Source organism: Rhizobium sp. P38BS-XIX (genome assembly GCF_012641435.1).
Classification (GTDB): domain Bacteria; phylum Pseudomonadota; class Alphaproteobacteria; order Rhizobiales; family Rhizobiaceae; genus Rhizobium.
The window spans coordinates 459,338-482,094 of record NZ_JABAIJ010000001.1 but is presented as its reverse complement, the minus strand read 5'-3'; the positions used below and the strand labels follow the sequence as shown (position 1 = coordinate 482,094).

Sequence of the window (22,757 nt, the reverse complement as noted above, 5' to 3'; positions counted from 1 at the left end):
CATGACCACAGGCCTGACGATCTGGTGCTCGGAGGCCATTACTCTTGCGACCGTGCTTCTCCTCGCCTGGCGTCACAACCGTCAAACTCCCGCCTATCTGATGTGGGCCCTGGGTTTCAGCGTCAGCGCAATCGGCTTTGCGCTGGTGGCGGCTCGCGGCGTTATTCCCGACATTTGGTCCGTCACCATCGGCAACACCATAGCTTTGCTCGGCGAGAGCGCTTGGATTGCAGGCTTCCGCTGGATGGACAAGCGCAAGCTTCAATGGTCCGCCCTGCTGCCGCCGCTTATCTGGGTGATCGGCGTCAACCTGCCCTGGATCAACGACGACTTCGTCAATCGTGTCATCCTTTACGATCTGGCAGGCGCCGTCGGCTCGACCCTTCTTGCAATCGCGGTTCAGCCGGGCGAAGGCCGGCGCGAGCCTGCCCGGGCGCAGATCAGCATCGTCTTCATGACCTTGGCATGCCTCTGCTTCATTTCCGGAATCTGGATGGCGCTCCTGCGACCTTCGCTGGACGATGCCCTCATCTGCCGAGGCTATGTGGCGCTCGGCTACGCATTGCTGATCACCGTTGCGATCGTCCTGAACGGGAAACTGCTGATGGAGCGCGCGGAGCGCCGGTGGCGAGCCATCTCCATCACCGACACGCTGACCGGCGTGCTGAACCGGCGCGGCCTCCAGGACAGCTACGACATTCTGGCTGGCGAAGGACAACACCGGGCGCGAAAGCTCGCAGCGCTGCTGTTCGATCTCGATCACTTCAAATCGATCAACGACCGCTACGGCCATCAGACGGGCGATATCGTCCTCGTCGAATTCGCCCGCATCGCTCACCAGTTCGTGCCGCGCAGCGGCGCATTCGGCCGAATGGGCGGGGAGGAATTCGTCGCATTCGTTCCGATAGACGATCAGGCCCAGGCCGAGGCCCTGGCGGAAACCATTCGCGCGGACTTCTGCCGGACACCCCTGCTTGCGGGACGCTCGCTCGTGCCGGCAACGGTCAGCATCGGGGTGGCGATCATGCCGCATGATACCGCGAGCTGGGATCGTCTCGTATCGGCCGCCGATCGCGCGCTCTATGCCGCCAAGCGCGCCGGGCGAAATTGCACCATCGTCTTCAGCGAGAAAGAGACGGCAAAGCCGGAAGATGCACCCGTCGATGCCGAAAGCGGCGAGCTGGTGCCAACCCTCGACGATCAGATCCATGCTCTCAGGCGCATGCGCAAGCTTGCTGGCATGTAACGGTCTCTCCTGCCCCACATCCTTCAGCCCCGGCCTGGATCAAGGTCGCCTGCGCGCGGCACGGCTGAGCCGCCCCACCGCGTCGGGGCTACTTCGGTTATCGAGCGGCTCAAAACCGTACGAGGCGCATGGCCGGCAAAATCGATATCACCGCATGAAATGCAAATGACGCACCTGAGCGGCGCGCCATAGCGGAATTGTCGATCAAGATCAGATGATATCAGCCGTAACGACCGGTGATATAGTCTTCCGTGCGCTTGACCTTCGGAGCCTGGAAGATCTGCTCGGTCGCGCCGTATTCGATCAGATCGCCGAGATACATGAAGGCAGTGTTGTCGGAGATACGGCTCGCCTGCTGCATGTTGTGCGTCACGATGACGACCGTGAATTCGCCCTTCAGCTGCGACACCAACTCCTCGATCTTTGCGGTCGAGATTGGGTCGAGAGCGGAGGTCGGCTCGTCGAGAAGCAGGACGGAGGGCTTGACCGCGATGGCGCGGGCGATGCAGAGGCGCTGCTGCTGACCACCGGAAAGGCCAAGTCCGCTCTGATGCAGCTTTTCCTTCACTTCGCTCCACAGAGCCGTTTCCGTCAGCGCAGCTTCGACGCGGACGTCCATCTCCGCCTTGGAGATCTTCTCGTAAAGACGGATGCCGAAGGCGACGTTTTCATAGATCGACATCGGGAACGGGGTGGGCTTCTGGAACACCATGCCGACCTTGGCGCGCAGATCGTTCAGATCGACGTCCTTGGCAAGAATGTTGCGGCCATCGAGCAGGATCTCGCCACCGACAGTCTGACCCGGATAAAGGTCGTACATGCGGTTGAAGGTACGCAGCAGCGTCGACTTGCCGCAACCCGATGGGCCGATGAAAGCGGTCACCGCGTTCTTGCGGATGTTCATGTTCACGCTCTTCAGAACGCGATGACCGTTCTGATAGGTGAAATCGAGGTTCTTGACCTCGAGCTTCGCAAGCGCGCCGAGATCCGACAGGGAAGCATCCTTCCCGGACTGTGCGTTGACGCTCTGGAAATTGCTGTCGCTCATGTTCATGGTCTCATTCCTATCGTTCGGCGTCTGCGTCATTGGCGGCGCCCACTCAAGACACGGGCAAGGATGTTGAGCGCAAGGATGGCAACGGTGATGATCAGCGCGCCGGCCCAGGCCAGTTGTTTCAGGTCCTCGCCAGGATCGGCGGCAAGCGTATTGATCGCAACCGGAAGCGTGGCGATCGGACCGGTCAGGCCCGCATTCATGAATTTACTATAGCCTGCCGTAAAGAGAAGCGGCGCGGTTTCACCGCTGATACGGGCGACCGCGAGCAGGATGCCGGTGAGGATGCCCGTCCATGCGGAGCGGTAGATGACCATCATCATCGACTTCCAGCGCGGTGCGCCCAGCGCGGCCGTCGCCTCGCGAAGCGCGTTCGGCACCAGCAACAGCATATCCTGCGTCGTACGGTTGACGACCGGAAGGGCGATCAGCGCCAGCGCCAGAATACCGGCGATTGCCGAGTTTCCGTGCATCGGAACGACCACGGCGCCGTAGACGAAGACGCCGACGATGATCGAAGGAGCCGACAGCAGGATGTCGTTGATGAACTTCGCAGCCTCGGCAAGCTTGGTACCGTTGGCGTATTCAACCAGATAGGTGCCGGCAAGAATGCCGATCGGCGCAGCGATCAGGATGGCGCAGCCCGTGACGAGCACGGTGCCGTAGATTGCGTTGATCAGACCACCGCGCGAGCCCTGGGCCGGGATGGACATGGTGAACACGTCGAAGTTCAGCGCCGAGATACCGCGGAAAACGAGGGTGACGAGAATCACGCTCAGAAAGAAGATGCCGAGAGCGGCTGCGATGAAGCACAAGGCCATCATCACCCTGTTCTTACCGTAACGCCTCGAGACGAGGTTCTGACGAATTGCATTTTCCATGGTTCTTCCCTCAGAGCGAGTCGGCGCGGCCGATCATCCATCTCGCTGCTGCAAGTACGCAGAAGGAAAGGACGAACAGGAGCAGACCGAGCGCAATCAAGCTCGACAGTTGCAGACCGTCGGCATCGCCGAAGTTGTTCGCGATCTGTGCGGAAATGGTGGTGGACGGCGAGATGATCGACGACTGCAGGCGGCTGACCGAACCGACAACGAAGGTGACGGCCATGGTTTCGCCGAGCGCGCGGCCGAGGCCGAGCATGATGCCGCCGACCAGGCCGCGGCGTGTATACGGGATCAGGATGTTGCGCGCCACTTCCCAGGTGGTCATGCCCATGCCGTAGGCCGATTCACGCAGCATCGGCGGAACCGTGCTGAACACGTCGCGCGAGATCGCGGTGATGAACGGCAGGATCATGACAGCCAGCACGAGGCTCGCCGTCAACAGGCCGACACCGGGAGCCGGCGGCTGGAACAGCAGGCCGATGAGCGGCACCTGGCCGATCGTCATGATGAGGAATGGCAGAATATAGGTCTGCATCAGCGGCACAAGAATGAACAGACCGACAATGCCGTAAATGATCGAGGGAACGCCAGCCAGAAGCTCGATAGCCGTACTGATCGGGCGGCGCAGCTTTCCGGGGCAAAGTTCCGTCAGGAAGATGGCGATGCCGATGCCCAGCGGAACGGCGATCAGCATGGCGATGAACGCGCTGACCAGCGTGCCGACAACGGCGGGAATCGCGCCATAGATATCAGCCGGAGCGCTCCACTTCGTTCCCCAAAGGAACGAGAACCCGAAAGCCTGGAAGGTTGGCAATGCATCGATGACGAGAACGACCAGAATTGCCAGCAGCAGAAGCACGACAAGCGCAGCCGAGCCAAGCGTCATGAGATAGAAAATCCGGTCTTGTATCCGGAATTTTCTGGTAGCCGCGGTGGTATCCATTGCCTGGAAGCCAGCCGTCTGAGTCGCGTCAGCCATCGATTTCCCCTTGTCCTGTCACGAAAGGCGGACAGGGCCATACCCTGTCCGCCCTAACTTTTCAGTCAGCACAAATTACTTCGCGCCGAAGTCCTTCTTCCAGGACTCTTCGACAACCTTGGCAACGCTGTCCGGGATCGGCAGGTAGGACAGCTCGGTCGCGTCCTTCTGACCCTTTTCGTAGGACCACTTGAAGAACTTCAGGGCTTCTTCGTTCTTAGCAGCATCTGCCGGCTTCTTGTAGAGCAGAACCCAGGTCGAAGCAGCAATCGGCCAGCTCTTTTCGCCCGGCTGATTGGTGATGATCAGGTTGAAGTTCTTGGCATGAGCCCAATCAGCGTTGGAAGCAGCAGCCTTGAACGTCTCGAGGCTCGGCTCGATGACCTTGCCGGCAGCGTTCTTCATCTTCGCGAAACCGATGTGGTTGGCGACGACGTAGGAGTATTCAACGTAGGAGATCGAGCCAGCCGTCTGGTTGACGGTGGTGGAAACGCCTTCCGAACCCTTGGCGCCGAAGCCGACCGGCCATTCAACTGCCGTGTTCGAACCAACCTTTTCCTTCCACTCCGGCGAAACCTTGGCCAGGTAGTCGGTGAAGTTGAAGGTCGTGCCCGAGCTGTCAGCGCGGTAAACAACGGAGATCGGCGTGGACGGCAGCTTGACGTCGGCGTTCAGAGCCTTGATGGCAGCGTCGTCCCACTTGGTGATCTTGCCGAGGAAGATGTCGGCGAGCGTCTTGCCATCGAGAACGAGTTCGCCCGGCTTTACGCCTTCAACGTTGTAGGAAACAACGATACCGCCCGAAATCATCGGGAACTGGGCAATGCCGTTCTTCTCGAGGTCAGCGTCGCTCATCGGCTTGTCGGAAGCGCCGAATACGATGGTCTTGTCGAGGAGCTGCTTGATGCCGGCGCCCGAACCGACCGACTGGTAGTTGACGACGTTGTTCGTCGCAGCCTTGTAGCCTTCAGCCCACTTGGACAGAACAGGCGCGATGAAGCTGGAGCCGGCGCCCGTGATGTCAGCGGCCATGGCCGAAGCAGTCATGGTAACAACCAGGCCAGCGGTCAGGCAAAGGGAACGAAGTTTCAGGTTAAGCATAGTAGACTCACTTCCTCAAGTGAATGAAAGGATGGCGAGCAGAAGATCGGCACGAGGTCTCCATAGTAAAGACATCCCCACCTGAATCTCCTGGCGACAAGGATGGCTCTAAAGATGCTTTGTTTCAGTTTGATGACAGTTTAATGAAGCGCCGGTGACACAACCTGCAGCAATTGTGACGGCTCTGCCGCGAGACCCAGAAAAGGTCCGTACACCCGGCTGAGGGCACCCAACTTAATGTTTTGATTCAAGAGGGTTTTCAAAGGCGGATGACATAGTCCTTGCGAGTCGTTTCAACGACTTCCCAAGTTCCCTTGAAGCCCGGCTTCAAGATCATCCGATCGCCGGCACGCAGATGGACGCTCTCGCCGCCTTCCGCCGTGACGATGGAGTAGCCCGAAAGGATATGGAAGTATTCCCACTCGTCATAGACGATCTTCCACGTCCCGGGCGTCGCCTCCCAGATACCAGCGTAGAGCCCGCCATCGGCCTCATCGAGGTTCCATGTACGGAAGGTCGGGTTTCCGGAAACAAGCCGTTCGGCTGCGGGCGCGCCCAATTCAGGCTCAACGCTATCGACATCCAATTGCAGATAGGTTGCCACTTCGCTCTCCCGTCGATAGAGTTTCGCCAATAAAAAGATCCGCGATCACACCAGGCGATCGCGGACCGAGACAAGCACGAAACGCGCTTTGGTCAAAGAGGTCAGCGCGCTTTTTCAGCCGCGCTTTCGATCAGTCCTCAGACTTTCGCCAATGATTGCTCGAGATCGGCGATGATGTCCTTGACGTCTTCGATACCTATGGACAGACGCACCACGTCCGGTCCGGCACCTGCTGCGACTTTCTGTTCGTCGCTCAATTGCTTGTGTGTGGTCGAGGCGGGATGAATGACCAGCGAGCGCGTGTCGCCGACATTGGCCAGATGCGAGAAGAGCTGCAGCCCCTCCACCAGTCCCTTGCCCGCCTCGTAGCCGCCCTTCAGCCCGAAAGTAAATACCGACCCGGCTCCCTTCGGCGAAATGCGCTGCTGCACCGCGTGGTTCGGATCATCCTCAAGACCGGCATAGCTGACCCATGCCACCTTCTCATGCCCCTTCAGCCATCGCGCCACGGCGATTGCGTTGTCGGAGTGACGCTGCATGCGCAGAGGCAGCGTCTCGATGCCGGTCAGGATCAGGAAGGCGTTGAACGGCGATATGGCAGGGCCGAGATCGCGCAGGCCGAGGACGCGGCAAGCAATGGCAAAGGCGAAATTGCCGAAGGTCGAATGCAGCACGATGCCATTATATTCCGGCCGCGGCGTCGACAGCATCGGATAGTTGCCCGAGGCCGACCAGTCGAAGGTGCCGCCATCGACGATGATGCCGCCCATGGAATTGCCGTGGCCGCCGAGGAATTTCGTCAACGAATGCACGACGATATCGGCGCCGTGCTCGAGGGGGCGGATCAGATATGGACTTGCAAGCGTATTGTCGACGATCAACGGCAGGCCATGCTTGTGAGCAATGGCCGCAATCGCGGCGATATCGACGAAGGTACCACCGGGATTGGCAAGACTTTCGATGAAAATGCCACGTGTGCGCCCATCGATCTGTGCTTCGAATGTCGAGGGGTCGGCGGGATCGGCCCAACGAACGCGCCAGTCGAAATTCTTGAAAGAATGGCCGAACTGATTGATCGAGCCGCCGTAGAGCCGCTTGGCGGCAATGAAATTGTCACCCGGCTGCATGATCGTATGAAAGACGAGCAATTGTGCCGCGTGGCCGGATGCAACGGCAAGCGCCGCCGTGCCGCCTTCGAGGGCGGCGACACGCTCCTCGAGCACCGCCTGCGTCGGGTTCATGATGCGCGTGTAGATATTGCCGAACTGCTGCAATCCGAAAAGTGCCGCAGCATGATCCGCGTCCTGAAAAACGAAGGATGTCGTCTGATAGATCGGCGTCGCACGGGCGCCCGTCGCAGGGTCGGGTTGAGCTCCCGCATGAATTGCCAGTGTGTCGAAGCCAGGATTGTTCGTCGGCATGATCTTTCCTCCCGCCATATTCTGTTCATGGTGGTCAGATCATAAAGGTCGGCGGATGAAAGTTAACCGCGAAGTTTGCCGTGCTTTTCAAGCTGCGGAAAAAACTTGCCATCTTTCGTTGGGATCGCGCGATAAAAGCCTGTGCGACAGCGCGAGTGCGCCGTTGGCTCAAGCGACCAATCGCGGATACTCGATGGCCGGACAGCGATCCATGACAACCCTGACGCCTGCGGCTTCGGCTCTTGTCGCGGCGGCATCGTCGCGCACGCCAAGCTGCGCCCAAATCACTGATGGCCTTGGATCGAGCATGATGACCTCCTCGACCACGGAGCGCAGATAGACGGGCGCCCGGAAGACGTCGACCATGTCCACCGGCTCCGGAATATCCGCAAGTCGCGCATAGACCCATTGACCGAGGATTTCCTTGCCCGCCTGCCCCGGGTTGACGGGAATGACGCGATAACCCCTGTTCAGCAAATAGGCCATCACGCCATTGCTCGGCCGCGCGGGATTGGGCGACGCGCCGACCAGCGCAATGGTTCTGACGGACAAAAGGATATCGGCAATATAGGAATCGTCATAACTGTCGTGGTTCATCACGAAGCCTCCCTCGTCGATCACACTTACGTTTATGCCGCAATTGTAGAAACCGCACAGGCGGCCTCTACGTATATATGTATCATAACAATATCAGCGAGGATTAACCCCATGAAAAAGATCATTCTCCTCGGCATGCTGATGGTATCCGCCGCCACGCCGGCGCTGGCGATTTCGCGTTATAATTCCATGTCCATGACGTGCGCGGAGGCAAAGGCCACCATCAATCGGGAACGGGCGGTCATCATGCGCTATCCCGCCAAGAGAACGCCGAATATGACGCTCTACGATCGCTACGTCTCCGACAGCGACGCCTGCGACAACGGCTATTATGCCGAACAGGACTATCTGCCGACCAAGGATCGGCCCTCCTGCCCCGTATATGTCTGCCGGCCGACGACCGATCTCGATGACGATGATTTGATTTTCCGGCGCTGAGTCAGGTGAGATAGACCTGATTGTCACCGAAGGCTTACGCAGCCCGATACGACTACTGATTGTCTCGAACGTGATTCGTTATGACGATAACGGCCACGGTGCGGTGTGTTGCGACCTGCTTCCCAACTCAACCATCGGGGCATTTCCGCAGAATTCAGTATACAACTGGAATGGGTTCTCGTGAAATGCGATATTTGTTCGCCATTCATTCTCACATCAATTAGCTATAACTAATAAAAAGAATGATTGGATAGGAACCGATTGCGAACACAGACTATATGCATTCCCATAAGTTTTCCACAGAATAATTTTTGGTATGGACTGAAATCTATACCAAACGGATCATCAATTTCCCGATTCTATACTCAAAATCGAAGTGCATTTGCGATGTCCGGGCACTCGGAAAACGACCCGGCGACATGCAATAGTTTACATTATTTGAAATTTTTTCCACCCATACCATACCCCTGCGATGACCGCGAGAGGAGGTTACCACTTTATCAACGCTTTCAGCGCGAGTGGTAGATTGGCAGCGCGCGTCGCAAATGCGCCTGATATCGCCCTTGATGAGTGAGGCCTAATTCTACCCAAGCGTTCACATGACATGCAACATTTGTTCGCGCTTCATACTCCAATAATTTAGTCATTTATAATATCGTGACGTAACGACCGGAACATAAAATGAACGTTTTCATGCCGGGACAACGGCTCAGCGTGGGACACTTCTGCAATCGTGCAAAACCGCATATTGCGTTGCTTTTTGACGCATTGCGGATCATATGAGGGCCAAACTCCCACAAAATACCAATCTCTCGCAGCCCCCAGCCGATTTTCGAGGTTTTCGTGTCACTTGACGTCATCGCCCTTGTCCTGTTTGGCGCGCTATTGCATGCGACATGGAATGCGATCATCAAGGCCGGCACCGATAAATCGCTCGATGCGGCCATGGTTTCGGCCGGCGGCGCGGTGTGCGCCCTACCCCTTCTGCCGTTTCTGCCCATGCCCGCATCCGGCGCATGGCCATTCATCGGCGCCTCGGCAATTCTGCAGTTTGCCTATTTTCAGCTTGTCGCCGCGGCCTACCGCGCCGGCGATATCGGGCTCGTCTATCCGCTGATGCGCGGCGTGGCACCTCTCATCATCGTCTCGACGAGCAGCTTTGTCCTGAAGGAGACGCTCTCCGGCGGTGCATTGATCGGCACGATGACCATCTGCGTGGGAATATTAACGCTTGCCTTCGAGGCCAGAAAAGGCAGTCGCCGCGCGATCATGCTGGCTCTCTCCAACGCCGTCGTCATCGCAACCTATACCTATGTCGACGGTATCGGTGCGCGAATTTCCGGCAACTCCATTTCCTATACCTTGTGGATGTCTTTGCTGCCGCCAGTGCTGCTCTTTATATGGGCAATCTCGCAGCGCGGCGTGACCGCGGTTGCTGTACATGTCCGCTATAACTGGTGGCGCGGCCTGATCGGAGGCGGCGGCTCCATCGCTTCTTACGGGCTTGCGCTCTGGGCGATGACAAGAGCTCCGGTCGCCATGGTCGCAGCCCTTCGCGAGACATCGATCCTTTTTGCGCTGGTGATATCGGTCCTCGTTCTAAAGGAGCGTTCCAGTATCTGGCGCTACATCGCCGGCGCCATCATCGCGGCCGGCGTGCTGGTTCTAAGGCTCGGATGAAGCGGAAAATATGTGGTATAAAAATACCGTATTCATAACTATTTGATTTCAATTGATATTTTTTCAAGTCGTCAAAATCGACGATATTGACCTGAATGTCGGTTCTCTTTATAAGCCGCCGCAGATCGCAGCCTTTCCGGGCTGCTTTCTTTTTGGCTCGCTTCAAGCGGACCAAACCAAGCAACAAGAAACGCCCAAGCGCCTTCGGGCCAAGGGTCCTAAAAGAGAGTATGCAACATGGCAACCTTCTCCCAGAAGCCTGCAGAGGTGGAGAAGAAGTGGGTTCTCATCGACGCCGAAGGGCTCGTCGTTGGTCGTCTCGCTTCTATCATCGCAATGCGTCTGCGTGGCAAGCATAAAGCTACCTTCACACCGCACGTCGACGACGGCGACAACGTCATCGTTATCAATGCCGACAAGGTCGTCTTCACCGGCAAGAAGTACGAAGACAAGGTTTACTACTGGCACACCGGTTATGCCGGCGGCATCAAGGAGCGTACCGCTCGTCAGATCATCGAAGGCCGCTTCCCGGAGCGCGTCGTTGAAAAGGCTGTCGAACGCATGGTTCCGCGCGGCCCGCTCGGCCGTCGCCAGATGAAGAACCTGCGCGTTTACGCCGGCTCGAACCATCCCCACGAAGCCCAGCAGCCCGTCGTTCTCGACGTTGCCAAGCTGAACAAGAAGAACGTAAGGAGCGCCTGATAATGGCTGATCTCTCTTCCCTGAAGGATCTCGGCACGGCATCGGAAGCTGCTGCTCCGGTTCACGTCCGCAAGGTCGACTCGCTTGGTCGTTCCTACGCAACCGGCAAGCGCAAGAACGCTGTCGCCCGCGTATGGGTCAAGGCCGGCACCGGCAAGATCATCGTCAATGAAAAGGACTACACGGACTATTTCGCCCGTCCGGTCCTGCAGATGATCCTGCGTCAGCCGATCTTCGCTGCTGCCCGTGATGGCCAGTTCGACATCGTCGCAACCGTTGCCGGCGGTGGTCTTTCCGGCCAGGCTGGTGCAGTTCGCCACGGCCTGTCCAAGGCCCTCACCTACTTCGAACCGGGCCTGCGCTCGGTCCTGAAGAAGGGTGGCTTCCTGACCCGCGACAGCCGCGTCGTCGAACGCAAGAAGTACGGCCGTGCAAAGGCACGTCGTTCGTTCCAGTTCTCGAAGCGTTAATCGCTTATCCGAGATCGGATTTGGAAAGGCCGGGTGCAAACCCGGCCTTTTTCTTTTTAGCGCCATGCGCAGTTGGATCAGCGCAGGCAAATTCGGTTTTTTGTGGCAGAATCAGCCCCTACGCTTAAGGGGGTGAACATGCTCAGACTCATCTTGCCGCTTTTGCTTCTCATCGGCAGCGCCTTGCCGGCGCTATGCGACGATACCGTGCCGCCGGCTGGAGCCGACAAGGCGGCTGACATGCAGAGCATGAGCGACTTTCTCAGGGCCAGCCCGGATTGCCGCGAATTTACCGACAGTTGCTCCTATTGCACTGTTGTCGATGGCGCAGCCCGATGCTCGACGCCGCAGATCGCGTGCATCAAAAAGGCATATCAATGTACGGTGCGATCAACCCAATAGTATACCTGCCATAACTTGCAAACGCCGCCGATGTCTCATAACTGCGATCTGCCCCTAGGAGCCCTGATATGAGCGCACAAGACAAGTCGCATTTCGCAAAGACACCGCAGCCGCCCTACTACATCGTGTCGTTCTCCTCCGTTCGTACTGAGGGAGAAAATGGCTATGGCGCCATGGGCGAACGCATGGAGGAAATGGCGCTGGCGCAGGAGGGCTGTTTCGGGCTCGAAAGCGCAAGAGGAGCCGATGGTTTCGGCATCACCAATTCATTCTGGCGTGACGAGGAAAGCATTCGCGCCTGGAAAAATGTCGTCTCGCACCTTGCGGCGCAGAAACTTGGTCGCGAACGCTGGTACGAGCAGTATAAGGTTCGCATTGCCCGGGTAGAACGGGACTATGGTTTCCATGCGAGCGAAGGAGACACCCTTGCCGAGCACGTCGATTGATCACGCCTTCACGGCAAGCAGCCTGACCTCGTCCGCAAGCGACCCGACGTTTGCAGGCGCGCTATCCTTCATGCGCCGTCGGTTCACGAAGTCGCTCGACGGTGTCGACGCTGTAGTCTGGGGTATTCCGTTCGATGCCGCGACCTCCAATCGCCCGGGAACACGCTTCGGGCCGCAGGCTATCCGCCGCGCCTCGGCTATCTTCGACAACGATCCGCAATATCCTTTCAATCGCGATCTCTTTGCGGAGATGTCCGTCATCGACTACGGCGATTGCCTTCTCGATTACGGCAATCACCAGGAAACGCCCGGCGCGATCGAACGGCAGGCCGCGACGATTCTCGATAGCGGCGCCTTCATGCTGACGCTGGGTGGCGACCACTTCATTACATGGCCGCTTCTGAAGGCACATGCCGCCAAGCATGGCCCCCTCGCCCTCGTACAGTTCGATGCCCATCAGGACACGTGGTATGATGATGGCAGACGGATCGATCATGGCTCCTTCGTCGCACGTGCCGCACGCGACGGGCTGATAGATCCTGATCGCTCGATCCAAATCGGCATCCGCACCCATGCGCCGGAGGATTGCGGCATCCAGATCCTCTATGGCCACCAGGTCGAAGAGATGAGCGCCGGCGATATCGCCTCAACGATCATTTCCCACACTAAGGGTGCTCCCACCTACCTGACCTTCGATATCGATTGCCTTGATCCAGCCTATGCGCCGGGCACTGGGACGCCGGTCGCCGGCGGCCCCTCCAGCGCCAAAATCCTGTCGGTCCTGCAGAAGCTGCACCAGCTGGATATCAGAGGCGCCGATGTGGTCGAAGTATCGCCGGCATACGACCATGCCGATATCACCGCCATTGCGGGCGCGACCGTGGCAATGTATATGCTCGGTCTCCACGCAGAACGACGTGCGAACGGCCGCTGAGGCTGGAAGCCTGAAAATGCCCAGCAGGTTCAGGCCCATCATGCAGCTCTGAAGCAGCCGTTATGAAACTGAATCAACTCCATGGCAAACTGAGTCCGGAAACACTCTGAACCTATTGAAAGAGCAGGAATAACATGGCACCGAAAATCTTCATCGATGGCGAACACGGAACCACGGGCTTGCAGATCCGCACGCGCATGGCCGACCGCCGCGACGTCGAACTTCTGTCCATCCCGGAAGCAGAGCGCCGCAATCCCGCCATGCGCGAGGACATGCTGAACAATGCCGATATCGCCATTCTCTGCCTGCCCGACGATGCGTCGAAGGAAGCGGTGAAAATGGTGGCGGCCAACAACAATGTCCGCGTCATCGACACATCGACGGCTTTCCGGATCCATCCGGACTGGGCCTATGGCTTTGCCGAGATGGACAGCCATCAGGCCGACAAGATCAAGTCCGCACGCTTTGTCGCCAACCCGGGCTGCTATCCCACGGGCGCAATCGGCCTTATCCGCCCGCTGCGCGCCGCGGGTATCCTTCCGGCAGACTATCCTGTGACCGTGAATGCCGTCTCGGGCTACACCGGCGGCGGCAAGCAGATGATTGCCCAGATGGAAAATCCGGATCACCAGGATGCGATCAGCGCGCCGCATTTCCTCTATGGCCTACCGCTCACCCACAAGCATGTGCCCGAGATGACGACGCATGGTCTACTTGATCGTGCACCGATCTTTTCGCCGTCGGTCGGACGCTTCGCCCAGGGCATGATCGTGCAGGTGCCGCTTTATCTTGGCGACCTTGCGGAAGGCGCGACGCTGGAAAGCCTCCATGCCGCCCTCACCGCCCATTATTCCGGCCAGGATATCGTGCAGGTCATTCCGCTTGAAGAAAGCCGCTCCCTGCCCCGCGTCGATGCCGTCGAGCTGGCTGGCAAGGACACGATGAAGCTGTTCGTCTTCGGCACACCGGGCGCCGCGCAGGTCAATCTCGTTGCCCTGCTCGACAATCTCGGCAAAGGTGCCTCAGGTGCTGCCGTTCAGAACATGGATCTGATGCTGAGCGCGTAACGCTCCGATCAGCTATCAAAGACATCAAGAGCCCGGCCGATCGACGAGATCGCCGGGCTTTTTACGTTCGGAGACGCGGAGCAATTCGAAACGCTCGGGCGCGGTCACAATTTTGCCTTATCGCTAAATTAGCAGCCACTGCACAAAAAGTTGATCGCTCGTGATACAGCGCGACCAACTCTCGGCCGAAATCATTGTTTATCGGCTTCACGGGCTCACGCGAGCCGACATTCATGTATCCCTTTTTTCAGCGAATATCCAAGAATGAGCCATCGTAAAGGAATTGGTTACCATAATTCGGCATGCTTCCAGACAGTCGGCAAGGTGGTGGTCAGACGCAGGTCCTGCGTCAAGGCACGTGTGCATTTGTGAGCCGGCGTAGTGTCTGTGTAGTTTGGATAACGTGTATCATGGCGTTCGTCACCGAGACTTTCGGTAACTTCAATTCGCGCTCCGGCTACGCCTCGCGATCAAAAAAATCATTCAGCATACGCCCCGGCACTTTGGCCACCGGCGTCGCAGTGGTGGCCTTTGCATGGGTCGCCGCTACGCTGATCACCACTCAGTCGATGGTGCTATCGCTTCCCGGCGCAGCCACTTCGACGAATGATTTTCTGACACCGCGCGCATCGGCCTTCATCGTGCCGCAAGGTCACCGGTTCTCTCAGGTCGCTTCGCAGAAAGATCGCAGCCGCTTCGTTCCCGCGAACGCACCGGTCGGTGGCGCAAATTATGCCGCAGCCAAAAACAGCGATGTTCGCCCGAAAGCGCTCGGCGCGGACGCGGTTCGCTTGCAATTGGCAAACGCTCTCGCGCAGCAGACCTCCGATATCAAGCAGGCGCAAAGCGCCGCCGCGAGCATCAAGAGCGGACGCCTTGAAGTGGCCGCCGCTTCGCCCGAGACCGTCGACCATCTGCGCAAGGTGATCGCCATCAACTTTGCGACTGCGCTGCAATCCATGGCAAAGGTGAAATACGCGGCCGCCTCCATCCCCGCGGCAAGCCCGACAAAGGCAGCCCTGCAGCCTGTCGCCGTCGCTTCAGCGGCCCCTGTCGGATTGCCTGCCATTGCCGAAGCAACGCCGCTCCCGGCACGGGATGCCGATATTGCAATGACCGAAGCGGTGCTGAGCGTTGTGCCGATCGCCCGCCCGGCCCGCGAACCGGATGTCGACCGCTCCAGCACCCCGGCCGCAGCCGCCATCGCGCGGGCAACGGTCAAGGACACGCCGGTACAGCCGCCGGCGCGTCTGATGGCCTACGCGGATCCGGATGACAGCTCCGTGCGCAAGGCCAAGCCCTTCCTCAATCCTTTTGCCGCCATCAGCCCGGGCGCAGGAACAGCGATCTACGATATCACGGCTCAGACGGTTTACCTTCCGAGCGGCGAGCGCCTGGAAGCTCACTCGGGCCTCGGCCACATGCGTGACAATCCTCACTATGTCGATCGCAAAAATACCGGCCCGACGCCGCCTGAAACGTATAACCTGACGTACCGAGAAAGCCTGTTTCATGGCGTGCAAGCGCTGCGCCTAACGCCGGCAAACGGCGCGCGCATCTATGGCCGCGATGGCCTGCTGGCGCACACCTACATGCTAAGAGGCGGTCGCGGCGAATCGAATGGCTGCGTAGTCTTCAAGGACTATAATCGCTTCCTGGCTGCCTTCAGACGCGGTGAAATCCGCCGCCTGAAGGTCGTGACCAGCATCTCCTCGGCAGCGAGCGTCGCTTCTCGCTAGAGCCATCCCGTAATAAGCGAGGCGCAGACAGTGCCTCAATCTCCCACGACGATCGATGTCTGGCGCGGCAACTCACCATAAAAGCCGCGCCAATTGGCAATAGCGAAGCCGAAGACGATGAGGGCACCGGCCTGATGCGCCAATGCCAGATCCAGCGGGACCTGCATCAGCAGCGTCGAGATCCCGAGGATCGCCTGGATCAACACGAGCACGAACAACACGACCGAACGGCGCGCATGCGTGGTCTGGGCTGCACCCCGCAGCGAGATGATCATGTTGATGATGACGACGGTAAAGAGCGCATACGCGCCAAGCCGATGCACGAACTGAACGGTCTTCGGATTCTCAAAGAGATTGATCCAGCCCGGCGATTGCACGAACAAACCGCCCGGCACGATGGCGCCGTCCATCAGCGGCCAGGTATTATAGCTGAGACCGGCGTCGAGACCGGCAACCAAGGCACCGAGATAGATCTGGAACAGCGCCATGATTGCGATGAGGCCGGCAAGCTTGGCTGAGTAGGTGGTTGGTGGCTCTTCGTTCGAATGCGGCGACAAAGCCCGCATGAACCACATGCAGGCTGCAAAGATAAGACAGGCGGTTACCAGATGGGTTGCAAGCCGATACTGACTGACATCGGTGCGCGCCTCGAGCCCGGAGGATACCATCCACCAGCCGATCGCGCCCTGTAGCCCACCCAGCACGAAGATGCCCGCAAGCGGCAGCCAGAGCTTGCGCTCGACGCGCCCGGTCAACACGAAAAACAGCAACGGCACCCCGAAGATGACGCCGATGGTCCGCGCGAGCAGACGATGTGCCCATTCCCACCAGAAAATGCCCTTGAACTCGTCGACCGTCATGTCCTTGTTCAGGATCTGGAATTGCGGAATACGCTTATAGAGGTCGAATTCTTCCTGCCACTCCTTTGCGTTGAGCGGCGGAATGACGCCATGGATCGGTTGCCATTGCGTAATCGAGAGGCCGGAATTGGTCAGGCGCGTCGCGCCGCCCACCAGCACAAGGCCAAAGAGAACCAGCAGCACGCAGGCTAACCAGAGACGGATGGCTCGGCGATTGCGATCCTGACGGACCACTTCCTTCATAATAGCCTGTTCCGACGTGAAATTAGTGGCAGCCATGGCGTCTCCCTTCGATCAGGCTGTTGATTTGCCCGATGGGGGCGTGCAAAACAAGCCCCGGGAGTTTGCGGCATGCCGTCGCGGCATGTCGTCGTAAGAGGAGAAACCAGCCTGTGCCCCTTCGCCTGCGCAAATTCATCGGCATGATCCTGCTCGTGCTTCTGGTTGCAATCTATGCGATCGTCGCCATGATCGTTGCCGTGCGGACGCTCGGAGATCAACCCGGCTGGGTTCACTTCCTGTATTTCCTGATCAGCGGAACGATCTGGGTATTGCCTGCCATGGGCATCATCAAATGGATGGCCGGGCCGCGTCCCGAGTAATGAAGGTGCAGGTCTATTTACCTGAGGATAACCGTGATCCATGCGATATGCGGATAATCTGTGCCATCTTAAGTCAAAAATAAGTTGCTCTTCGCAAGACTGCCCTCAAATGCCGCCAGATCGGAGAGGATTGGATGCAGACGCAGGAGCGAGATATCGTCACGACGACCGTTGCCTCCGCAACGGAAGGGTCGGACGCGTCCGCTCGTATCCAGGCGCTAGCCGCCGGCGAGCTGCGCGTCGATGTCTTCGACAGCATGGCGCCGCTTGAAAAGGAATGGCGCGCGCTCGAGCAGGATGATCTCGCCTCGCTGCACCAGAGTTACGATTGGTGCGCGGCCTGGGTGGAGACATTTGGATATCCCCTCTCCATTCTTCGCGGCTCGATCGGCGACCATACGGTCTTTATCCTGCCGCTCGAGATCATCCGAAAGCACGGCATAAAGCGGGCCGAGTTCATCGGCGCGCGCCACAGCAACATCAACACCGGTCTGTTCTCCCTCGACTTTCTTGCGGGCGGCGGGATGGCATCGACGCACTTATCGATTATAGCGCAAGCGCTGCGCGGCAGGGCTGATGTTGCCATTCTTCGCAACGTGCCGCTTAACTGGCGCGGTCGAAGATCCCCTCTGACGGCACTCGCCTCGGTCGAGAATCAGAATCATGCCTTTCACATGCCGTTCCTCGATAGTTTCGAGGCCAGCCTTAAGCAGGTGAATGCCAAGCGGCGGCGCAAGAAATACAAGCACCAGAGCCGCATTCTCGACGCCAAGGGCGGCTATGAGCACGTTATCGCCGGCCCTGAGCAGCAGGATGCTCTATTGGACCTGTTCTTCCGGCAAAAAGCGGTGCGCTTCAAGGAAGCCGGTCTGCCCGATGTTTTCGACGATGCGCCGACGCAGGCCGCATTGCACCGGCTGCTACGCCAGAATAGCGACGGCTATAACGCAACGCTGCAGATGCATGCGCTGCGGCTCAAGGGCGAGCATGAGGGGCATATTCCGGCAATCGCCGCCCTCTCCCGCAAGGGCGATCATGTCATCTGTCAATTTGCTTCGATAGACGAGTCGCTTGTTGCCGAAGCAAGCCCCGGCGAACTGCTATTCTGGCTGATGATCGAAAAGCTGCATCGCGAAGGCGTGGCGCTCTTCGACTTCGGCATCGGCGACCAGACCTACAAGCGTTCCTGGTGCCCGGCCGAGACGACACAGCATGATCTGCTTCTGCCGATCTCGACCGCCGGGCATCTGGCAGCGCTGGCGCAGAGAGGCATCACACGCGCCAAGTCTGCGATCAAGGACAACAAGCGGCTTTATGCCTTCATCCAGCGTTTACGATCCCAGCAAGGCGGCAATGCCCCGGCCGCGACCGAGACCACCGAGGTGGACTGATCAGGCGGCGTCGCGACGGGTGCTCGGATCGTGCTCTTCCCGCCATCCGGACATCAGGATGATGTGTTCGTAGCCGGCCTTCTGAAATTCCGCCATCGCGCCCAGGAATTGCTTTTCCTCAGGCTTCGGCATGGAAAGAATGATTTCCGTGTTCTTGCTGCGCGTCAGCCGCGCCACGCCGGAAACTTCGGCGGCACCACACTCCACCAGAACGATATCGTAAGCCGAGCCGAGTGCATCGAGGATTAACGACAGGCGATCGGCGCCGCGCATCGCACGGCCGATTTCGCTCATCCCCTGCGGCACGAGATGGGCATCGGACAACCGGTCCGGATGGATCGTGTCGGCGAAAGCGGTCTCGCTGCACAGGAGATCGGTCACGCCCGGAAGCTCGTCATGCTCGGCCATCAGTCTGGATGGGCAGCCTGTCCCCGTCATATCGACCAGCACGACACGGCTTCCCGCATCGGCGATTGTGCGAGCAAGCATCACCGTCGCGGTCGAGCCTTCGTCTCCGGTCGGCGATATAGCGATCGCAAGGCGTGAACCGTTGTCGATGAGATAATCCGCGACGGATTGAATGGAGAAATCTTCCTCTTCCGTTTGAACGGGCGCATCCACCGTCTCATGCGTCACAGGTGGCGCTGTCTCCGCCACCGGCTCCGGTGGTTCCGCCACGGGAACGGAAAGCAAGCTTGCCGGTGCTTCGGCGCGCTTGACGGTAATGGTTTCAACCCTTGCCTTCGATTGGACGGTGGTTGCGGCCTCCTCGGAGACTTCCTCCTCCCGAGCAGGACCGACCGGTCGCAATGCGCGGCCGCTGAACAGCTCCGCCAGCATGATGACGATCGAGGAGAGAAGGAAGCTCGCCACGGCCGCGACGACAACGATCGGCCCGATCTTCGGGAAGGCAGGGTCGACGGGTTCGACCGCCGTGGACACGATGCGGGCATCGGCCGGGCTGGAATTCTTGTCGGCGCGGGATGCAGCCTCACGATAACGGGCGAGATAGGTCTCCAGCAATTGACGCTGCGCGGCGGCTTCCCGCTCCAGAGCATTGAGGCCGACTTCGTCCTCCCCTGCCCGGGCGCTGGCTGTCTTCAGCGTGTTAGATTGCGCCAGCAACTGCTGCTCGCGCAGCTGCGCGACCTTGGCTTCGTTGTCGATGCTGGCAATGATCCTCTGCGTCTCGCGATTGATCTGCTGACGGATGTCGGCAAGCTGTGCCCGCAGGCTCTTCAGGCGCGGATGCCCTTCCATCAAACTGGTGGATAGATCCGAAATCTGCGATTCAAGGCCGGATTCCGTTGCCTTCAGCCGCTGAATGGCGACCGACCCGGCAACGTCGGACAGCGTATCCGTCGAGCGGCCGCTGGATAGAGCGTTGCGCACCGCCTGCGCCCGCGCCTCGGCATTGGCCTTGTCGCCGCGCACCTGCGCGAGCTGATTGGAGATATCGGCAAGTTGTTGGGTGGCGAAATTGGTGTTCTGGCTGGTCTGAAGGAGACCGTTGGCCGAACGGTAATCGGCAACCTTCTTTTCGGCTTCGCTTACCTTCTCGCGCAGATTGGCGATTTCAGGCTCCAGCCAGCGTGTCGCCTCGCTGTTGGAATCGAGCTTGGCGCCGCTCTGCATGGAGAGATAAACCTGCGCCATCGCGTTTGGCACGCTGGCGGCAAGAGCGGGATCGCGAGATGTGAAGCTGATGCCGATCACGCGCGAGCTGTTGATCTGATAGACCTGCAGCCGCTGTGTAAAAGCATCCAGCATCCGCTCTTCCGGCGCCTTGTCGGCCGCGGCGCTCTTCAAGTGCAGCTTGACGAGAATAGTTGAGAATGCCGAATTGTTGTTGGCGGCCGCAAATTCCGGACGATCGTAGAGCTTGAGATTGGTGATGACCTGCTTGATCAGATCCGCCGACTGCAAGATCTGCACCTGGCTGGCAATATTAAGTTCGTCCAATAGAGGTGCGGCGCTGGCATCATTGTTCGTGGTCGTGGCTGCAAAAGCGGGCGCGCGCTGTTCGATCAGGATACGTGTTTCGCTGCGGTACTCCGGAGAAACCAGTTTGGCGATGGCAAACGCCAGGCAAGCGCCCGCCAGCGTGATGGCGATAACCCGCAGCCGCCGCCGCCATACGGCGCGAAAAAGCTGCGCGAGATCGATGTCCACATCCTGCTGGGTGTTGTTGACACCGGACATATGCAAGAACTCCATGAGAGAAAGCCAAAATTAATCGTAAACGCCCACGGTAACCCAACGGTTAATAGTATTTCGTGGACGTTATTTTCGGCGGCACTGAATTTTTCCGCGAATGCTTGAGCTCTTTACCTCCCGTTAACCCTAACGGATTGATAACGGCGATAGTTAGTTTCCTTTCGTGTGAGCGCGAAATGCCCTTCGCAAAGCCAAAGATTGCACTTGCACTCAGCATGGCAGCCATGAGCGTGGCGCTCGCTGCCTGCAATACCTATCAACCTGCGCCGAGAGCCTTCAGCGAGGCGACGATCCAGCCCTATACGCTGGATAGCGGCGACCGGCTGCGCGTCACGGTATTTGACCAGCCCGGCCTCAGCAATACCTACACGGTCGACCAGGCCGGCTACATCTCCTTCCCGCTGGTCGGCCAGATCACGGCCCGCGGCAGAACCCTGCAGCAGCTCTCCGGCCAGATCGCGCAGAAGCTGCGCCAGGGTTATATTCGCGACCCCGACGTCTCCATCGATGTCGATCGCTATCGCTCGGTCTACATCATGGGCGAAGTCGGCCAGCCGGGACAGTATTCCTATGTGCCTGGGATGACGGTCCAGAACGCCATCGCGGTTGCCGGTGGCTTCAGCAGCCGCGCCAATCAGGCCAACGCCGATGTCACGCGCAAGATCAACGGCCATGTGATGACCGGCCGCGTCGGCATTTCCGATCCGGTGCTGGCGGGCGACACCATCTATGTCAGAGAGCGGTTGTTCTGACCGCGCTCACTCATGACAAAAACGCTCCGCATCCTCCATTGCTTCAGATCGCCTGTCGGCGGGATCTTCCGCCATGTAAGGGATCTGGTGGAAGAGCAGAGCAAGGCGGGACACGAGGTCGGCATCCTCTGCGACAGCCTGACCGGTGGCGAGCACGAGGATCGTCTGTTCGAGGATATCGCGCCGTTTCTGGCGCTCGGCGTGGTCCGGCTGCCCATCCGGCGGCAGATCAGCCTTTCGGACATCGCGACACTTTGGAGCGGTTACAAGGAAATCAAAAGTTTGCGGCCGGATGTGCTGCACGGGCATGGCGCCAAAGGCGGCCTGCTTGCGCGCGTTCTCGGCTCGATCCTGCGGGTGAACAGGTATCGCGTAGCCCGCCTCTATACTGCGCATGGGGGTAGCCTGCACTTCCCCCGCGCCTCGCTGCAGGGCATGCTGGTGCATAGTCTGGAGCGCGTGCTTGAACTCGTGACAGACGGCCTGATCTTCATCTGCGATTTCGAGCGGCGCACCTACATGCGCAAGATCGGCAAACCGCGGACCCGTTCGGTTCTCATCTACAACGGCATCAGTGAGCGGGACTTCCGTTGCGTTCCCACACGTTCGGATTCCGTGCACTTCGTCTATATCGGCATGCTACGGGACCTCAAAGGTCCCGATCTATTTGTGGATGCATTCGCCAAGACTGAGCGGCGGATCGGCAGGCCACTCTCGGCGCTGATGATCGGCGATGGTCCGGACAGGGACAAATATCAGCGAATGATGACCGAACGCGGCCTCGGGCATCGGATAGGCATGCTGCCGGCCATGCGCGTGCAGGAAGCGTTCACCGTCTCGCAAAACGTCGTCGTCCCCTCCCGCGCGGAGGCCATGCCCTATATCGTCCTGGAGGCGCTCGCAGCCGGAAAGACGGTGATCGCCTCGCGGGTCGGCGGCATCCCTGAGGCCTTGGGCGAAGACAGCGCGGCACTAGCCAAATCCGACAATTCCGATGATCTTGCACGAGCCATGGCAGAGGCGATTACGGAGCCGGACTGGGGCAAACGCAACATGCCCGATATTGAAACAATCAGAGCGAGCTTTTCCGCTTCCACAATGGCCCGGGATACTTTAAGGTTGTATCAGAATATACTTGGGCGGCGCGACAACCGTTAGAATACAAGTGTCT

Annotated in this window: 23 protein-coding genes; 14 read left to right on the top strand and 9 right to left on the bottom strand. The window is 58.9% G+C overall.

Translation table 11 applies throughout. The features are described 5' to 3' along the window. Position 1 precedes the first annotated feature (1 nt). The gene (locus HGP17_RS02365; RefSeq protein WP_246703976.1) at positions 2 to 1,246 is read left to right on the top strand and encodes a GGDEF domain-containing protein; all 1,245 of its coding nucleotides are present in this window, start codon (positions 2 to 4) and stop codon (positions 1,244 to 1,246) included. Positions 1,247 to 1,466: 220 nt separating this feature from the next. On the opposite strand, the gene pstB is transcribed toward HGP17_RS02365, so the two are convergent. The 7 genes from pstB to HGP17_RS02330 all read right to left on the bottom strand — a co-directional run bounded on the left by pstB (position 1,467) and on the right by HGP17_RS02330 (position 7,886). Next, the gene (gene pstB, locus HGP17_RS02360) at positions 1,467 to 2,300 is read right to left on the bottom strand and encodes a phosphate ABC transporter ATP-binding protein PstB (RefSeq protein WP_168805604.1); all 834 of its coding nucleotides are present in this window, start codon (positions 2,298 to 2,300) and stop codon (positions 1,467 to 1,469) included. A gap of 29 nt (positions 2,301 to 2,329) precedes the next feature. Then, on the bottom strand, positions 2,330 to 3,181 hold the full coding sequence (gene pstA / locus HGP17_RS02355) for a phosphate ABC transporter permease PstA (protein ID WP_168805602.1): 852 nt from the start codon (positions 3,179 to 3,181) through the stop codon (positions 2,330 to 2,332). Positions 3,182 to 3,191: 10 nt separating this feature from the next. Continuing rightward, a complete protein-coding gene (gene pstC / locus HGP17_RS02350; RefSeq protein ID WP_168805600.1) occupies positions 3,192 to 4,163 on the bottom strand; it encodes a phosphate ABC transporter permease subunit PstC in 972 nt (323 codons plus the stop codon). 75 nt (positions 4,164 to 4,238) lie between these two features. Continuing rightward, positions 4,239 to 5,264: a phosphate ABC transporter substrate-binding protein PstS gene (gene pstS / locus HGP17_RS02345; protein WP_168805598.1), complete on the bottom strand. Its 1,026-nt coding sequence runs from the start codon at positions 5,262 to 5,264 to the stop codon at positions 4,239 to 4,241. 259 nt (positions 5,265 to 5,523) lie between these two features. Further along, complete coding sequence (locus HGP17_RS02340; protein ID WP_168805596.1) at positions 5,524 to 5,868, bottom strand: cupin domain-containing protein; 345 nt, start codon at positions 5,866 to 5,868, stop codon at positions 5,524 to 5,526. 137 nt (positions 5,869 to 6,005) lie between these two features. Continuing rightward, entirely contained in the window at positions 6,006 to 7,289 is a 1,284-nt protein-coding gene (locus HGP17_RS02335) for an O-acetylhomoserine aminocarboxypropyltransferase (RefSeq protein ID WP_168805594.1), read from the bottom strand. Positions 7,290 to 7,457: 168 nt separating this feature from the next. Then, positions 7,458 to 7,886: a CoA-binding protein gene (locus tag HGP17_RS02330; protein ID WP_168805592.1), complete on the bottom strand. Its 429-nt coding sequence runs from the start codon at positions 7,884 to 7,886 to the stop codon at positions 7,458 to 7,460. Between the two features lie 111 nt (positions 7,887 to 7,997). Between HGP17_RS02330 and HGP17_RS02325 the strand changes: the two genes are divergently transcribed. The 9 genes from HGP17_RS02325 (at position 7,998) to HGP17_RS02285 (ending at position 15,764) form a co-directional block, all read left to right on the top strand. Further along, positions 7,998 to 8,324, top strand: a complete 327-nt coding sequence (locus HGP17_RS02325; RefSeq protein WP_168805590.1) for a hypothetical protein — start codon at positions 7,998 to 8,000, stop codon at positions 8,322 to 8,324. 843 nt (positions 8,325 to 9,167) lie between these two features. Next, a complete protein-coding gene (locus HGP17_RS02320; protein WP_168805588.1) occupies positions 9,168 to 10,004 on the top strand; it encodes a DMT family transporter in 837 nt (278 codons plus the stop codon). 237 nt (positions 10,005 to 10,241) lie between these two features. Continuing rightward, the gene (rplM, locus tag HGP17_RS02315; RefSeq protein WP_004122374.1) at positions 10,242 to 10,706 is read left to right on the top strand and encodes a 50S ribosomal protein L13; all 465 of its coding nucleotides are present in this window, start codon (positions 10,242 to 10,244) and stop codon (positions 10,704 to 10,706) included. A 2-nt stretch (positions 10,707 to 10,708) separates the two neighbouring features. Beyond that, positions 10,709 to 11,176 carry a 30S ribosomal protein S9 gene (gene rpsI, locus HGP17_RS02310; protein ID WP_168805585.1) on the top strand — a complete coding sequence of 156 codons (468 nt, stop codon included), beginning with the start codon at positions 10,709 to 10,711 and terminating at the stop codon, positions 11,174 to 11,176. A 138-nt stretch (positions 11,177 to 11,314) separates the two neighbouring features. Then, positions 11,315 to 11,578, top strand: coding sequence for a hypothetical protein (locus HGP17_RS02305; protein WP_168805583.1), 264 nt, complete (start codon positions 11,315 to 11,317; stop codon positions 11,576 to 11,578). A 68-nt stretch (positions 11,579 to 11,646) separates the two neighbouring features. Next, positions 11,647 to 12,024 (top strand): antibiotic biosynthesis monooxygenase, encoded by a 378-nt coding sequence (locus HGP17_RS02300; RefSeq protein WP_168805581.1) that lies wholly within the window; start codon positions 11,647 to 11,649, stop codon positions 12,022 to 12,024. Beyond that, the gene (gene speB, locus HGP17_RS02295) at positions 12,005 to 12,958 is read left to right on the top strand and encodes an agmatinase (protein WP_168805579.1); all 954 of its coding nucleotides are present in this window, start codon (positions 12,005 to 12,007) and stop codon (positions 12,956 to 12,958) included. The genes HGP17_RS02300 and speB overlap by 20 nt, the downstream gene beginning before the upstream one ends. Positions 12,959 to 13,092: 134 nt before the next feature. Beyond that, positions 13,093 to 14,025 carry an N-acetyl-gamma-glutamyl-phosphate reductase gene (gene argC, locus HGP17_RS02290; RefSeq protein WP_168805577.1) on the top strand — a complete coding sequence of 311 codons (933 nt, stop codon included), beginning with the start codon at positions 13,093 to 13,095 and terminating at the stop codon, positions 14,023 to 14,025. 410 nt (positions 14,026 to 14,435) lie between these two features. After that, positions 14,436 to 15,764, top strand: a complete 1,329-nt coding sequence (locus HGP17_RS02285; protein WP_168805575.1) for a DUF2778 domain-containing protein — start codon at positions 14,436 to 14,438, stop codon at positions 15,762 to 15,764. Between the two features lie 35 nt (positions 15,765 to 15,799). On the opposite strand, the gene HGP17_RS02280 is transcribed toward HGP17_RS02285, so the two are convergent. Next, positions 15,800 to 16,903 (bottom strand): COX15/CtaA family protein, encoded by a 1,104-nt coding sequence (locus tag HGP17_RS02280; protein ID WP_168805573.1) that lies wholly within the window; start codon positions 16,901 to 16,903, stop codon positions 15,800 to 15,802. 113 nt (positions 16,904 to 17,016) lie between these two features. On the opposite strand from HGP17_RS02280, the gene HGP17_RS02275 reads away from it, so the two are divergent. Next, positions 17,017 to 17,226, top strand: coding sequence for a DUF2842 domain-containing protein (locus tag HGP17_RS02275; protein WP_168805571.1), 210 nt, complete (start codon positions 17,017 to 17,019; stop codon positions 17,224 to 17,226). A gap of 134 nt (positions 17,227 to 17,360) precedes the next feature. Then, positions 17,361 to 18,617 (top strand): GNAT family N-acetyltransferase, encoded by a 1,257-nt coding sequence (locus HGP17_RS02270; protein ID WP_168805569.1) that lies wholly within the window; start codon positions 17,361 to 17,363, stop codon positions 18,615 to 18,617. Here the strand turns inward: HGP17_RS02270 and HGP17_RS02265 are convergent, their stop codons facing one another. After that, complete coding sequence (locus tag HGP17_RS02265) at positions 18,618 to 20,819, bottom strand: Wzz/FepE/Etk N-terminal domain-containing protein (RefSeq protein ID WP_168805567.1); 2,202 nt, start codon at positions 20,817 to 20,819, stop codon at positions 18,618 to 18,620. Between the two features lie 191 nt (positions 20,820 to 21,010). Between HGP17_RS02265 and HGP17_RS02260 the strand changes: the two genes are divergently transcribed. Both HGP17_RS02260 and HGP17_RS02255 read left to right on the top strand, forming a co-directional pair. Continuing rightward, positions 21,011 to 21,586 carry a polysaccharide biosynthesis/export family protein gene (locus tag HGP17_RS02260; RefSeq protein WP_168805565.1) on the top strand — a complete coding sequence of 192 codons (576 nt, stop codon included), beginning with the start codon at positions 21,011 to 21,013 and terminating at the stop codon, positions 21,584 to 21,586. Between the two features lie 12 nt (positions 21,587 to 21,598). Then, the gene (locus tag HGP17_RS02255) at positions 21,599 to 22,744 is read left to right on the top strand and encodes a glycosyltransferase family 4 protein (RefSeq protein ID WP_168805563.1); all 1,146 of its coding nucleotides are present in this window, start codon (positions 21,599 to 21,601) and stop codon (positions 22,742 to 22,744) included. Positions 22,745 to 22,757: the final 13 nt, after the last annotated feature.

Coding starts and splice junctions, on each gene's coding strand:
- HGP17_RS02365 (WP_246703976.1), top strand. CDS start 2: ATGACCACAGGCCTGACGATCTGGTGCTCGGAGGCCATTACTCTTGCG.
- pstB (WP_168805604.1), bottom strand. CDS start 2,300: ATGAACATGAGCGACAGCAATTTCCAGAGCGTCAACGCACAGTCCGGG.
- pstA (WP_168805602.1), bottom strand. CDS start 3,181: ATGGAAAATGCAATTCGTCAGAACCTCGTCTCGAGGCGTTACGGTAAG.
- pstC (WP_168805600.1), bottom strand. CDS start 4,163: ATGGCTGACGCGACTCAGACGGCTGGCTTCCAGGCAATGGATACCACC.
- pstS (WP_168805598.1), bottom strand. CDS start 5,264: ATGCTTAACCTGAAACTTCGTTCCCTTTGCCTGACCGCTGGCCTGGTT.
- HGP17_RS02335 (WP_168805594.1), bottom strand. CDS start 7,289: ATGCCGACGAACAATCCTGGCTTCGACACACTGGCAATTCATGCGGGA.
- HGP17_RS02330 (WP_168805592.1), bottom strand. CDS start 7,886: ATGAACCACGACAGTTATGACGATTCCTATATTGCCGATATCCTTTTG.
- HGP17_RS02325 (WP_168805590.1), top strand. CDS start 7,998: ATGAAAAAGATCATTCTCCTCGGCATGCTGATGGTATCCGCCGCCACG.
- rplM (WP_004122374.1), top strand. CDS start 10,242: ATGGCAACCTTCTCCCAGAAGCCTGCAGAGGTGGAGAAGAAGTGGGTT.
- rpsI (WP_168805585.1), top strand. CDS start 10,709: ATGGCTGATCTCTCTTCCCTGAAGGATCTCGGCACGGCATCGGAAGCT.
- HGP17_RS02305 (WP_168805583.1), top strand. CDS start 11,315: ATGCTCAGACTCATCTTGCCGCTTTTGCTTCTCATCGGCAGCGCCTTG.
- HGP17_RS02300 (WP_168805581.1), top strand. CDS start 11,647: ATGAGCGCACAAGACAAGTCGCATTTCGCAAAGACACCGCAGCCGCCC.
- argC (WP_168805577.1), top strand. CDS start 13,093: ATGGCACCGAAAATCTTCATCGATGGCGAACACGGAACCACGGGCTTG.
- HGP17_RS02285 (WP_168805575.1), top strand. CDS start 14,436: ATGGCGTTCGTCACCGAGACTTTCGGTAACTTCAATTCGCGCTCCGGC.
- HGP17_RS02280 (WP_168805573.1), bottom strand. CDS start 16,903: ATGGCTGCCACTAATTTCACGTCGGAACAGGCTATTATGAAGGAAGTG.
- HGP17_RS02270 (WP_168805569.1), top strand. CDS start 17,361: ATGCAGACGCAGGAGCGAGATATCGTCACGACGACCGTTGCCTCCGCA.
- HGP17_RS02265 (WP_168805567.1), bottom strand. CDS start 20,819: ATGTCCGGTGTCAACAACACCCAGCAGGATGTGGACATCGATCTCGCG.
- HGP17_RS02260 (WP_168805565.1), top strand. CDS start 21,011: ATGCCCTTCGCAAAGCCAAAGATTGCACTTGCACTCAGCATGGCAGCC.
- HGP17_RS02255 (WP_168805563.1), top strand. CDS start 21,599: ATGACAAAAACGCTCCGCATCCTCCATTGCTTCAGATCGCCTGTCGGC.